Genomic DNA, 12,776 nt, shown 5'->3' with positions numbered 1-12,776 from the left:
GGACGGCTCGAACACCTGCGCGGCTCCGCACTCGGGTTCCGCAACCTGACCAACTACATCGCCCGAAGCCTGCTCGAGACCGGCGGCTTCAGACCCCAACTTCTACACCCCCGATTGGGATGAGCCGGTATGACACGAACCGTGCTGGGCGGCGCTCCGGTGCGCGAGGTCCTGGAACGGTTGGCCCAGGGCGCCCGGGACGGGGCCCAGCGGCGTCGTGGGCGTGAGGTGATCAGTGCCGGCACGATGCCCACCTGGGTGGAGGAGCGGGACCTCCGGGCCGTCGTCGACCGTGGCCCCTCCCGGCAGAGGCTGGCGTTCTCCACAGTGGAGGCGACGGCGCCGGACGGACGCCGGGCGGAGATCGCGCGTCTCAGGCTCCGGGGCAGCGGCCAGCCCGCCGCCCCGCCGGACCACCTTCTCCTGATCCGCGAGGGCAGGCTCGGTCGAGATGACCTGACGCTGCTCATGGTGGCGGGAGACCTGCTGGATCTCAGGGCCGCCGCCCCGACCCTGCGGAGCTCGGCCCTGAACCGCCTGACAATGACGCTGCTGGCAGCTGCCGACCTGCGCCCCCAGGAAGCCTCGGCCGGGCCGGAGGCGCACAGGAGGAAGATCCCTCAGCTGCTGCACGAGGCGCTCGGGCTGGCCCCCGGCGATGGTCTCCGGGCAGTTCTCGCCGAACCCTTGGAGCAGCAGGCTCCATCCGGAGCGGAGGGTGGCCAGTTGGGCGATCACCGGCGGTGGCGGCAACTCCTCGCCAGTCCGTTGGTGGACGGGGAGGGGACTTCGATCCGTGCGCTGGTGTCCGAGCCTCCCTCTGCCGAGCTCCTGGAGGTGTGCGCGCAGGAGGGGTGGGTCCTCGGGGTGAGCACACCCCGCCCGCCGAGCGAGGTGGCCTCCGCGCTGGCGGATGCCGGGCGGATGTTGGGCCTGGCGAGGCAGCGGGGGAGGTCGTTGCTCGCAGAGGAGCTCGACGGCCGGCGTCCCGGCGTCAGCACCTGGGAGGGTGTGGTGCCGGCCGAGGCGCGCGCCGCCTTCTCCGCCCGGTTGCTGGCTCCGCTGGAGGCGCTGGGCCCAGAGCGGAGTGCCGAATGCCGGCGGACGCTGCGGTGCTGGCTGGCCCATCATGGCGGCTGGGACGCGACGGCCCGGGAGCTGCGGGTGCACAGGAACTCGGTCCGCCGGATGATCGCCACCGCCGGCAGGGTGCTCGAGCTGGATCTCGACGACGCCGGCGTGCGGGTCGATCTCCTCCTGGCCCTGGACTGGGCGAGGGCTGCACACGGCGCCTGAAGCGCACGGGCATGCTGGCCCCCGCCCGTCCGGGCTGCTCCCAGGGTGCTCGGCTCAGCGGGCCACGTGGAAGCGGGTGTTCTCGTGGGAGGGCCGCTCGATCTCGTCGAGGAAGGCCCGGGCGTAGTCAGCCCCGCTGATCTCGGAGACCCCCTGCTCATCGCTGAGCAGGACGTCGCCGGAGGTCCGGTACGCACCGGTGGAGGCGATGCTCAGGGGAGCGCCGAACATGGCCGCCGGGGAGAGATAGAACCAGCGAGCCCCGGAGGTGTCCTGCTGCATGGTCTCCAGCACGGACGCGTGGACGGTGGCCTCCGCGCGGTACTCCGGCGGGAAATCCGGGGTGTCCAGCAGCCGGGGGCCGTCGGGGGAGACGCGAAGGCTCGCGGCACCGCCGACGACGCCGACACGGGCATCGTGGGCCGCGGCGGCGCGCATGACCTGGGGCATGACATCCACCAGCGGAGGATCGCCGGCGCCCGGGATGGCCACCACGAGGATGTCGTGTGTGGAGGCCACGCGGTTCAGCAGCGTCTCGTCCTGGAGTGACCCGACGGCGTGGTCGGCCAGGCCCTGGGCGGGGTGGCGCGAAACGGTGGTGACATGGTGGCCCCGGAGGCGGGCCTCTGCGGCGATGTGCGATCCGGCGTGGCCGGTTCCTCCGATGACGGCGATGCGTGTCATGGTGCTCCTGACGGTGTAGGGAATTGACTCTGGTGAATCTACTCCTGGATGCAGCCATGGTCCCGGTCAGATTCGGTCATATCATGGTGAATATGAGACACCGGGGCATCGAGGACATCGAGGACATCGAGGACATCGAGGACGTCGCCTATCGCCCGCCGGAGGGCCAGGAGGGCGAGGTGGAGGTCTACACGGTGCGGGATCTGCTTCGCCGGGCCGCCCCGGGGCTGTTCCTCCGGCCCCAGCGGATGGGCTTCCACCAGCTGCTGATCGTCGAGCAGGGGTCCACCCTGCACACGGTGGACTTCACGGCCCACCAGCTGGGCGCCGGTTCCGTGCTGTGGATCCGTCCGGGACAGGTCCAGCAGTGGAGCGATCCCACACAGATCGAGGGGACGGTGCTGATCTTCCCGGCCGGGCTGCTCGACCTCGCCACCGACGCGCTCACGTCCGCAGACTCTCCCGAGGGCCCTCATCACTGGGCGTCGGAGGAGGTGGATCCCGCCCGCCTGGTGGACCTGAGGACCACGATCAGCCGCCTCGCCGCGGACCCGACGATGCCGCCCGTCGTGCGACGGACCGCGATGCGTCACGCGCTCTCGATCCTGCTGCTCCATCTGGTGTCCTGGCATCGTGCCCATCAGGACGCCGCCGAGGTTCCGGAGGCGTTCCGCGACTTCCGCGCCCTGGTGGAGCGGCGCTTCGCCGCCTGGCACGACGTCGCCCAGTACGCCCGTGCGCTGGGATGGTCACCGCGCACCATCGCCCGCGCCACACGGGATGCTCGCGGCGCCACCCCCAAGCAGATCATCGATGGACGTCTCCTGCTGGAGGCGAGACGGCTCCTCGTGCAGACGGACCACCCGGTGCACCGGATCGGCACGCAGCTGGGCTTCGAGGACCCGAGCAATTTCACCGCATGGTTCCGCCGGCGGGACGGACGTGCCCCCAGCGAGTTCCGCGCCTCCGGAGCCGTCCGCGGGACTCAGCTGGCGAGGTAGGTCCCGGGTCCGAACGTGCGGCCCCAGGCGACGATGCCGGCCATCAGGATGAAGGCCACGTCGGCGACAGCGTAGCCCCACTCGCGGCGCACGGTGCGTACCGCCGTCGCGCCGGTCATGTACATCATGAGCCCGAGTGCTGCCGTCGGCACCAGCCATTCGGCGATCCCGAGGACTGCAGGCAGCACCAGCCCCAGGCCGGCCAGCATCTTCAGCGCCCCCAGGGCCTTCAGTGTGGCGTCGTCGAGCATGTCCACCCAGTGCTGGTTCCGGCCGAGGGCACGATATCGCTCCCGAGGCAGCACCATCAGCGCCAGACCCCCGGCCAGGAAGCCGAGAGCCAGGAATCCGGTCACGAGCCACAGTACGATCTCCATGGGAGTCTCCTTTCGTCGCCGCCGCCCGGGGTGGCGGCATTCACTGAGGAGGACGAGACGGCGTCGTCGTCTGTGACAGCGAGCTCGACGATGTCGAGAATCCGGCTGCGGCTCCGACCCATGGGTGAGAGCGACCAGAGAGGCCGCCGATCCAGGAGAGGAAAGATGATGGCCAAGTATCTGCTGCTGAAGCACTACCGCGGCGCACCGACGCCGCCCAACGACGTCCCGATGGAACGCTGGGCGCCTGAGGAGGTCACAGCGCACGTCCAGTACATGGAGGACTTCGCCGCCCGTCTCCGGGAGACCGGCGAGTACGTCGACAGCCAGGCTCTGTCCCCCGAGGGCCTGTTCGTCCGCTATGACGGCCCCGGCCGCCCACCGGTGACCGACGGGCCGTTCCTGGAGACCAAGGACCTCATCGCCGGGTGGATGGTGATCGACGTCGAGAGCCACCAGCGCGCTCTCGAGCTGGCCGGTGAGCTCTCGGCCGCGCCCGGAGCCGGCGGAGACCCCATCCATGAATGGCTGGAGGTGCGGCCCTTCTACGGGGTCTCACCTGACGCCACGGAGTGACGCCCGGTGGACGAGGGCCAGCTGCGACGCCTGATCCCTCAGGTCATCGGTGTCCTCGTCCGCCGCGGGGCGGACTTCGCAGCGGCCGAGGACGCCGTGCAGGACGCCCTGGTGGAGGCCCTCCGGGTGTGGGCACAGGATCCGCCCCGGGACCCGGCCGGGTGGCTCATCACGGCGGCATGGCGTCGCTTCGTGGACGCCGTCCGGTCCGAGGAGGCGCGACGTCGCCGGGAAGGGCGTGCCGGCGAGGAGCAGCCCGTGGACGGCGCGGGCGCCGGTGACGACACCCTCCAGCTGTACTTCCTGTGCGCGCACCCCGCCTTGTCCCCGGCCTCGGCGGTGGCACTGACGCTGCGTGCCGTCGGCGGACTCACCACCCGGCAGATCGCCGCGGCCTACCTGGTGCCGGAGGCGACGATGGCCCAGCGCATCAGCCGCGCCAAGCGCACCCTCGCCGGTGTCCGGTTCGACCAGCCCGGAGACGTCACCCACGTGCTGCGGGTGCTGTACTTGGTCTTCAACGAGGGGTACTCCGGCGACGTCGACCTCGCGGCCGAGGCCATCCGGCTGGCCCGGCAGCTCGCCGCCGTCGTCGAGTCGGAGGAGGCCGACGGGCTGCTGGCACTGATGCTGCTCCACCACGCCCGACGCCCGGCGCGCACCACCGCCGACGGCGCTCTGGTGCCGCTGCGCGACCAGGACCGGTCCCTGTGGGACACCGAGATGATCGCCCATGGGGTGGCGATCCTGCAGGCGGCGCTCGCAGCGGACCGGCTCGGCGAGTTCCAGGCGCAGGCCGCGATCGCGGCGCTCCACGCCGACGCGCAGAGCGTGGAGGAGACCGACTGGGTCCAGATCGTCGAGTGGTACGACGAACTGGTCCGGCTGACGGACAGCCCGATCGCTCGGCTCAATCGGGCGGTCGCCCTGGGGGAGGCCGCCGATCCGTGGGCCGGGCTGGAGGCGCTCGGGGAGCTGGACGCCGCCCTTCCCCGCTATGCCGCCGCCGCTGCCCATCTGCATGAGCGTGCCGGGGATCGGGTGAGTGCCGCCCGGCTGTACGCCGAGGCCGCGGAGAAGGCGGGGAGCCTTCCGGAGCGGAACCACCTGATGCGGCAGGCCGCCCGGCTCAACACTGCGCTGGGGCGGGCCCCCGGATCTGGCGGAGACGTCACCGGCCCGCACTAGACTCCATGGCACCTGCCTCGCGGGCGCTGTGAGGCGCCTCCGCCCCGCTCGCTCGTGCCCCACTGCCCAGGAGACCCCATGACGACGTCGACCTCCACCGATCAGCCCTCCCGCGCCGGCGAAGCCGCCGCCCGCCCAGCCGGCACCGACGACGACGCCGGCCTCCCGCCCGCCGATGCCCATGACCTCATCCGCGTCACCGGCGCCCGGGAGAACAATCTGCGGGACATCAGCGTGGAGATCCCCAAACGGCGGCTCACCGTCTTCACCGGGGTCTCCGGCTCCGGGAAGAGCTCGCTGGTCTTCGGCACGATCGCCGCCGAGTCCCGCAGGATGATCAACGAGACCTACAGTGCGTTCCTGCAGGGCTTCATGCCCAGCCAGGGACGCCCTGACGTCGACCACCTCGCTGGGCTGACCACCGCGATCATCGTGGACCAGGAGCGCATGGGGGCGAATCCGCGGTCCACCGTCGGCACCGCCACTGACGCGAACACGATGCTGCGGATCCTGTTCAGCCGACTCGGGGAGCCGCACATCGGCTCCCCACAGGCCTTCTCCTTCAACGTGGCCTCGATCAGCGGCGCCGGGGCGGTGACTTTCGAGAAGGACGGCAAGAAGGTCAAGGAGCGTCGGGACTTCACCATCACCGGCGGGATGTGTCCGACGTGCGAGGGGAGGGGCACGGTCAGCGACTTCGACCTCACCGCCCTCTATGACGACACGAAGTCACTCTCCGAGGGTGCGCTCACGGTTCCGGGGTTCAGCATGGACGGCTGGCAGGGACGGCTCTTCCGCGGCAGCGGGCTCGATCTCGACAAGCCGATCCGGGAGTACACCGCGGAGGAGCAGGAGATCCTGCTCCGTCAGGAGCCGATCAAGATCAAGGTCGAGGGGATCAATCTCACCTATGAGGGGCTGATACCCAAGATCCGGAAGTCGATGCTGTCCAAGGACCGTGAGGCCATGCAGCCGCATATCCGCCGTTTCGTGGACCGGGTGGTCACCTTCACCCCCTGCCCCGAGTGCGAGGGCACTCGGCTCACTGCTACGGCCCGTTCCTCGACGATCGCCGGGATCAGCATCGCCGAGGCCTGCGCCATGCAGATCTCTGACCTCGCCGCCTGGGTCCGCGGGCTCGAGGAGCCCTCCGTCGGTCCGCTGCTGACCACCCTGGGGGAGACCCTGGACTCCTTCGTGGAGATCGGGCTGGGCTATCTGAGCCTGGATCGGCCCGCCGGCACGCTCTCCGGGGGCGAGGCCCAGCGCACCAAGATGATCCGACACCTGGGATCGGCGCTGACCGATGTCACCTACGTCTTCGACGAGCCCACCATCGGGCTGCACCCGCATGACATCGCTCGGATGAACGACCTGCTGCTGCGCCTGCGGGACAAGGGAAACACGGTCCTGGTGGTGGAGCACAAGCCCGAGACGATCGCGGTGGCGGACCACATCATCGACCTCGGCCCATTGGCCGGATCCGGGGGCGGGGAGGTGGTCTATGCCGGCGATCTCGCCGGACTGCGCACCGCCGGGACCCTGACCGGGGATCACTTCGACGACCGCGCCCGCCTCAAGGAGGCCGGGCGGACGCGTGACGGCGTCATCGAGGTCCGCGGAGCGAGGCAGAACAACCTCACCGGGGTCGATGTCGACATCCCTACCGGCGTGCTCACCGTGGTCACCGGGGTGGCCGGGTCCGGGAAGACCTCGCTGATCCATGGCAACGTCGCCGGGCTGGACGGCGTCGTGGTGGTGGACCAGGCCGGCATCAAGGGGTCGCGACGCTCCAACCCGGCCACCTACACAGGGCTGCTGGACCCCATCCGGAAGGCCTTCGCGAAGGCCAACGGGGTCAAGCCGGCGCTGTTCAGCGCGAACTCCGAGGGTGCCTGCCCCACCTGCAAGGGTGCCGGGGTGGTCTTCACGGAGCTGGGCGTGATGGAGACGGTGGAGACACCTTGCGAGGAGTGCGAGGGTCGCCGGTTCCAGGCCGCGGTGCTGGACTTCACCCTGGGCGGGAAGAACATCAGCGAGGTGCTGTACCTCTCCGTGGACGAGGCTCTGGAGTTCTTCTCTGCGGGGGAGTCCCGGATCCCCGCGGCGGGGAAGATCCTGCAGCGCCTCTCTGACGTCGGACTGGGGTACCTGACCGTGGGGCAGCCGCTGAACTCCCTCTCCGGAGGAGAGCGGCAGCGGCTCAAGCTGGCGGTCCACATGGGCGACGACGGCGGCACCTTCATCCTGGACGAGCCCACCACCGGGCTGCACCTGGCCGATGTGGAGCAGCTGCTGCGGCTGCTGGACCGGCTGGTGGACGCCGGCCGCACGGTGATCGTGATCGAGCACCATCAGGCGGTGATGGCCCACGCGGACTGGATCATCGATCTGGGCCCCGGGGCCGGTCACGACGGCGGCCGGGTGGTCTTCGAAGGCACTCCCGCGGAGCTGGTGGAGTCGGCTCGTGGGGCCGGGGCCACGCTGACCGGGCAGCACCTGGCCGCCTACGTGGGGACCTGACGAGTTCCGCCGCCCGCCGCCAGGTGCCCCAGCCCGTCCACTTCATCGATTGGGCGATTTGCACGCTTCTGAGGCCCGAATCGGCGTCCAAAAGCGATCACATCGCCCAATCGATGCATCGGAGGCCGCGGCCGATGACGCCCTGTGACGTCACCGTTGCACCGGGGAGCGGCGGCAGAGATGCTCGAGAAGGAATCGCGAGCACCCGCCATTACGGACCTGGCCGGCGGGGCGGCAACCCTCACTCTGCACCGGGGGTGCCCCCAGGGGAGGATTCGACGCCGCCGGGTCCCCGGCCGGCGTCAGGAGAGCGCCGCGGCGGATGCGGCGCGAGGCAGATCGAGAGGCCAGCGCATGACTCAGTACGCCAGCATCGACACCGACACGCAGCAGGAGGCCCAGGACCGCGCCCAGCGCCTGGAGAAGGCCGGACGCGACTGGAGCAGCCGCATCGACCAGGACCCGGCACAAGCGGGGCTGGTGTTCCGTACCCGTGGGGAGGGCATCGGATCGGTCGCGACTCGGATCACCTCCGGGCGGCATGAGCTCGTCCTCGACGAGCCGGCCGCGCTCGCCGGCGACGATGCCGGCACCAGCCCGGTGGAGGCCGCCCTGGCCGGGCTCATCTCCTGCCAGGTCGTGATCTACCGGCTCTACGCCCAGCAGCTGGGGATCGAGCTGGAGGACATCAGCATCGAGGCTGAGGGTGACCTCGACGTCCGAGGTCTCCTCGGAGGAGCCGACGAGGTCCGGCCTGGGTTCTCCGAGGTCCGGCTGAACGTCTCGCTCACCGGCCCGGAGAGCTCGGAACGCTATGTGGAGCTGCAGCGGACTGTGGACGAGCACTGCCCGGTGATGGACATCTTCCGCAACCCGGTGCCGGTCCAGGTGCAGGTCTCCTCCTCCGCCTCCTGAGCGCCACTTCGCTGCGGACGAGGGGCAGTAGAGTCAGTGAAGACCCCCACGGCACTCCACCCGTGGGGTTGCCCTGTGAACGCCGGACCGGAAGAAGCACATGGACCTCACATCCACTCGCAAGCACCTGAAGTCTCTGGGCATCGCCCACGGTCTGACCAATGCGCTCATCGCCCAGGAAGCTCTCGCTCGGGACATTGAGATCGCGCCGGATGAGAAGAGCAGACTGACCATGCGGTGGAAGGGCCGGCGCATCTGGTTCGACGCCGCCCGCTCCAACATCAACAATTCGCTGGCCCGCCGCTGCACGTTGCACAAGGACGTCGCGAGCCGTCTGCTCCGCACCTACAACGTCCCGGCGCCGCACAACGCCGTGTTCTCAGCCCGGGATGTTGAGCTGGCCTGGCAGTGGGCCGAGCCCCGCCTGCCGGTGGTCATCAAGCCCAGCGACGGAGGTGAAGGCGAACTGGTCCACCTTGACCTTCGTGACAGCGCCGCCTTCCGCGAGGCGTTCAGCGCCGTCGGCGCAGCTGCGGAGGGCGTGCTGGTGGAGGAGTTCGTGCCCGGTGTAGAGCACCGGGTGCTCCTGGTGCACGGCAAGGTGGTGGCCGCCACGCGACGCATCCCGGCTCATGTCGACGGTGATGGGGAGAACACGGTGACCGACCTCGTGGCGCACAAGAACATCGCCCGTGCGGTGTTGGAGAACCCGGTGCATTGGGATGTTCCGCTGGATGACATCAGCCGGTCGGTGATGGCTGAGCAGGGGTTCACGGAGAGCATGGTCCCTGCGGAGGGCCAGCGGGTCTGGATCCGCCGGAACTCGAACATCCACAGTGGGGGCGACGCCATGGACGCCACTGATGACCTGACTGCAGAGGAAGTCGACATGGCTGAGAAGGTCGTCCGGGCTATCCCGGGCCTCCGGCTGGTGGGGCTCGACATGCTGCTGCCCCGCGACGGCGAAGGGGACGCCCCGCGCGTGCTTGAGGTCAACTCCAGTCCGATGCTCTCCGGCCACCATTTTCCTTGGATCGGGAAGCCACGCGACGCCGCGGGCGCGCTCCTCTCGGGCATGTATCCCGACTCTGCGGCCCGCCGTCGTCTCGTGTAGACTGGCCTGCTGGCCTGGACGGCCTCACGCCGTCCGGTCCGGCAATTTCCGTCAAGTTGTGTATCTACCTGGTGGCGCTCGTCGAGCAGCGCGCCAAGGCGGCACTGCATCAGTGAGTGCGCTGCAGGAGGTGCGTGATGATGACAACTCTCGAATCCGACCGCCAGAACGAGCCCCGCCCGGGCCTCCACGACGAGGGCCCCAGCCTGTTCCGTGCGGCCGGCCCGTCATACTTCCCCGTGGCGCTCATCGCGCGTTTCCCCTACGCGATGATCGTCGTCGGGGTGCTGACACTGGTGGTCTCCGCCCGTGGCTCGCTGGGGCTGGGCGGGCTGACCTCCGCCATGGTGGGGCTGGGTGCGGTGCTGTGCGCCCCGCTCGTCGGCGCCGCCGCGGACCGGTGGGGGCAGCGGGTCGTGATCCTCTGCGCCGGGCTGGCCAGCACGGTCACGCTGCTGGTCATGGCCTGGGTCGCCTATTCCTCGCTGCCGGACTATGCCGTGCTGATCTCGGCACTGCTCATCGGCGCGACCACCCCGCAGATCCCGCCGATGTCTCGTACCCGACTGGTCGGGATCATTCTCCGGCGACTTCCGATCGCCCGGCAGAACCGGACCCTGAGCCGCACCATGGCCTATGAGTCGGCGGCGGACGAGGTGACCTTCGTCTTCGGTCCGATGATCGTGGGCATCCTCGCCGCGATGATCAACCCCGCCGCACCTGTGGTGGGAGCGGCGCTGCTGACCCTGGTCTTCGTGACCTCCTTCGCCCTGCATCGCAGCGTACAGGCGGTGCGTCCGGTCCAGGGCGAGCGCGCGCTCGCCGCCCCGGTGCGTGACCTGTTCCGCGGGTCGCTGCTGACCGTGCTCGTCGGGGCGCTGGGCATCGGATTGTTCTTCGGTGCGGTGCTGACCTCGTTGACCTCCTTCATGTCCGACGCCGGCCAGGGGGAGAGCGCCGGACTGGTCTACGGGGTCATGGGCATCGGGTCGGCCGCCTTCGCGCTGGGCTCGGGGCTCTTCCCGGAGCGGTTCTCGCTGCGGGCGCGCTGGCTGGTCTTCGCCGCGCTGATGTTGGCCGGCACCCTCATGCTGCCCTTCGTCACCGGTCTCGGCGGCATGCTCGCGGTGCTGGGGCTGATCGGCATCGGCCTGGGCCCCACTCTGGTGACGGTGTTCAGCCTGGTCTCGGCGCGCAGCCCCCGCGGACGAGCCGCCACGGCGATGACCGTGGCGACCACGGGCATCGTGGTCGGTCAGTCGGCGTCCTCGGCGCTGGTCGGTCAGATCGGCGAGCACCTGGGAACCGGGGTCGCGCTGGTGGCGCCGATGCTCGCAGCCGCGGTGGTGCTGGGGGCAGGGACGGTCAACTGGCGGATGGCCGCCTCCGAGACCATCACCCGCTGAGATTCTCACCCGCTGAGACCATCACCCGCTGCTCAGGCCGGGGCCGGGGTCAGCCTCCGGTGCGCAGGGATTTCAGGATCTTCATCGGGAAGCGGGAGTTGACGTTCGCGATGCCGGGAATGGCCATGACCTTCTCGGTGAGGAAGCGCTCGTACGCCTCGAGTCCCTCCACGGCGATGCGCACGTGGTAGTCCGGTGATCCGAAGAGCCTGTGCAGCTCCAGGACCTCGTCGAACGACTCCATGGTCTCCTCGAACTCGAGCACCACGGGCCGCCGGAAGCCCTCGAGGTCCACATCCAGCAGCACCTCGAAGTTCCGGCCGACGGCGGCGGGGTTGATCTCGGCCCGGTAGCCGAGGATGACGCCGTCGTGCTCCAGCCGCTGTACCCGTCGCAGGCAGGGCCCCGGGGTGAGGCCGATCTTCTCGGCGAGCTCGACGTTCGAGATCCTCCCGTTGTCCTCGAGCTCTGCGATGATTGCGTGGTCAAGAGAGTCCATACCTCAAGTGTTGCACGTCTGAGGGGTCAACCTGGGGTATTCGCCACCATATTCTGGGACATTCCTGAAATCATCAGGGCATGGAGAATCAACAGTGCTCGAGTCTGCGCCGGGCGCGCCCGAACGCACGACGCCGGGAGGTCGCCCAGGGCCTGCGCGCCTCGCTCGCCGCCGGGCTGGGTCTCTTTCCCATCGGGGTGGCCTTCGGCATGCTGGTGGTGCAGTCCGGACTGCCCTGGTGGGTGGCGCCGCTGCTCTCCGCGGTGGTCTTCACCGGGTCCCTGGAGCTGCTCCTGGTCGGGATGATCGCCTCGGTGACCCCGCTGGCGACCATCGCGCTGACCACTCTGCTGGTGAACTTCCGCCATGCCTTCTATGCGGTGAGCTTCCCGCTGCGCGCAGTGCGTTCGCCGCTGGGGAAGGCCTACTCCATGCATGCCCTGGTCGACGAGGCCTATGCGGTCACGGCCTCGGACCCAGGGCGCTGGTCAGGGCGGAGCCTCCTGGCCCTGCAGATCGCCGTCCACTCCTACTGGGTGGGAGGCGGGCTGGCCGGCGTCGCCGTGGCCCAGCTCATGCCGCATCCGGTCCAGGGGCTGGAGTTCGCACTCTGCGCCCTGTTCATCACGCTGACGCTGGACAGCTGCCGCACGCGGGGCGACGTCCCCTCGCTGCTCTTGGGTGGGCTGAGCTTCACGGGGGCCTTGGTCCTGGTTCCGGAACATGGCCTGCTGCTGGGGATGGTCGGTCTCCTCGGCGGACTCGTGGTGCGCCACCTGGTGAGGCGGCGTCTCGGCCGAAGGCTCGCCGCCCGGGCACCTCGTGAGAGGGAGGCCCTCCATGCCTGAGGTCGGCTACATCCTCATGGCCGTGGGGGTGGTCTTTGCGGTCACCTTCACGCTGCGCGCCCTGCCCTTCGCTCTGCTGGCCCCGCTGCGTGAGTCGGTGTTCCTGCGGTCCCTGGGGTGGTGGATGCCCGCCGGGGTGATGGTGATCCTCGCCGGAGTGACGCTGCAGAAGTCAGCGGGGGAGTCGTGGGAGCACCTGCCGCATGCGCTGGTGGCCGGGGCGGTCACCGTGGGAGTGCATCTGGGGTGCGGGCGGAACACGCTGGTGAGCGTCGGTGCGGGCACGGCGGCCTTCGTCGGGCTGGTCGCCACGTTCTGACCGGCGGGTCAGAGCTCTCCGGCTCAGGGT

The 12,776-nt window shown here is 69.8% G+C and carries 13 protein-coding genes and 1 riboswitch; of the genes, 10 read left to right on the top strand and 3 right to left on the bottom strand.

The window, feature by feature from the left end:
* Positions 1-129 precede the first annotated feature (129 nt).
* Complete coding sequence (locus tag ODE13_RS16535; protein ID WP_322480253.1) at positions 130-1,296, top strand: helix-turn-helix domain-containing protein; 1,167 nt, start codon at positions 130-132, stop codon at positions 1,294-1,296.
* A gap of 54 nt (positions 1,297-1,350) precedes the next feature.
* Here ODE13_RS16535 and ODE13_RS16530 read toward each other — a convergent pair whose 3' ends face one another.
* Positions 1,351-1,980 carry an NAD(P)-dependent oxidoreductase gene (locus tag ODE13_RS16530; protein ID WP_322480252.1) on the bottom strand — a complete coding sequence of 210 codons (630 nt, stop codon included), beginning with the start codon at positions 1,978-1,980 and terminating at the stop codon, positions 1,351-1,353.
* 92 nt (positions 1,981-2,072) lie between these two features.
* Here ODE13_RS16530 and ODE13_RS16525 point away from each other — a divergent pair, with 92 nt between their 5' ends.
* Positions 2,073-2,981 carry an AraC family transcriptional regulator gene (locus ODE13_RS16525; protein ID WP_322480251.1) on the top strand — a complete coding sequence of 303 codons (909 nt, stop codon included), beginning with the start codon at positions 2,073-2,075 and terminating at the stop codon, positions 2,979-2,981.
* Here ODE13_RS16525 and ODE13_RS16520 read toward each other — a convergent pair.
* Positions 2,966-3,358 carry a DoxX family protein gene (locus tag ODE13_RS16520; RefSeq protein WP_322480250.1) on the bottom strand — a complete coding sequence of 131 codons (393 nt, stop codon included), beginning with the start codon at positions 3,356-3,358 and terminating at the stop codon, positions 2,966-2,968. The genes ODE13_RS16525 and ODE13_RS16520 overlap by 16 nt on opposite strands.
* A gap of 168 nt (positions 3,359-3,526) precedes the next feature.
* Here ODE13_RS16520 and ODE13_RS16515 point away from each other — a divergent pair, with 168 nt between their 5' ends.
* The 6 genes from ODE13_RS16515 to ODE13_RS16490 all read left to right on the top strand — a co-directional run bounded on the left by ODE13_RS16515 (position 3,527) and on the right by ODE13_RS16490 (position 11,080).
* Positions 3,527-3,934, top strand: coding sequence for a YciI family protein (locus ODE13_RS16515; protein WP_322480254.1), 408 nt, complete (start codon positions 3,527-3,529; stop codon positions 3,932-3,934).
* A 6-nt stretch (positions 3,935-3,940) separates the two neighbouring features.
* Positions 3,941-5,122 (top strand): RNA polymerase sigma factor, encoded by a 1,182-nt coding sequence (locus tag ODE13_RS16510; RefSeq protein WP_322480249.1) that lies wholly within the window; start codon positions 3,941-3,943, stop codon positions 5,120-5,122.
* Between the two features lie 78 nt (positions 5,123-5,200).
* Positions 5,201-7,645 (top strand): excinuclease ABC subunit UvrA, encoded by a 2,445-nt coding sequence (locus ODE13_RS16505; protein ID WP_322480248.1) that lies wholly within the window; start codon positions 5,201-5,203, stop codon positions 7,643-7,645.
* A 193-nt stretch (positions 7,646-7,838) separates the two neighbouring features.
* Positions 7,839-7,959, top strand: a riboswitch (SAM riboswitch).
* Between the two features lie 40 nt (positions 7,960-7,999).
* Positions 8,000-8,560, top strand: coding sequence for an OsmC family protein (locus ODE13_RS16500; protein WP_322480247.1), 561 nt, complete (start codon positions 8,000-8,002; stop codon positions 8,558-8,560).
* A 100-nt stretch (positions 8,561-8,660) separates the two neighbouring features.
* Positions 8,661-9,674 (top strand): hypothetical protein, encoded by a 1,014-nt coding sequence (locus tag ODE13_RS16495; protein WP_322480246.1) that lies wholly within the window; start codon positions 8,661-8,663, stop codon positions 9,672-9,674.
* Positions 9,675-9,811: 137 nt separating this feature from the next.
* Entirely contained in the window at positions 9,812-11,080 is a 1,269-nt protein-coding gene (locus tag ODE13_RS16490) for an MFS transporter (protein WP_322480245.1), read from the top strand.
* A gap of 49 nt (positions 11,081-11,129) precedes the next feature.
* On the opposite strand, the gene ODE13_RS16485 is transcribed toward ODE13_RS16490, so the two are convergent.
* Positions 11,130-11,579 (bottom strand): Lrp/AsnC family transcriptional regulator, encoded by a 450-nt coding sequence (locus ODE13_RS16485; protein WP_179541718.1) that lies wholly within the window; start codon positions 11,577-11,579, stop codon positions 11,130-11,132.
* An 80-nt stretch (positions 11,580-11,659) separates the two neighbouring features.
* On the opposite strand from ODE13_RS16485, the gene ODE13_RS16480 reads away from it, so the two are divergent.
* A complete protein-coding gene (locus ODE13_RS16480) occupies positions 11,660-12,427 on the top strand; it encodes an AzlC family ABC transporter permease (RefSeq protein ID WP_322480244.1) in 768 nt (255 codons plus the stop codon).
* Complete coding sequence (locus tag ODE13_RS16475) at positions 12,420-12,746, top strand: branched-chain amino acid transporter permease (protein WP_322480243.1); 327 nt, start codon at positions 12,420-12,422, stop codon at positions 12,744-12,746. Before ODE13_RS16480 ends, ODE13_RS16475 begins: the two co-directional genes overlap by 8 nt.
* Positions 12,747-12,776: the final 30 nt, after the last annotated feature.

Source organism: Nesterenkonia sp. HG001, from assembly GCF_034438835.1.
Taxonomy (GTDB): Bacteria; Actinomycetota; Actinomycetes; order Actinomycetales; family Micrococcaceae; genus Nesterenkonia; species Nesterenkonia xinjiangensis.
Note: the sequence above shows the minus strand (reverse complement) of the source record. Positions and strands in the feature narration are given on the sequence as shown.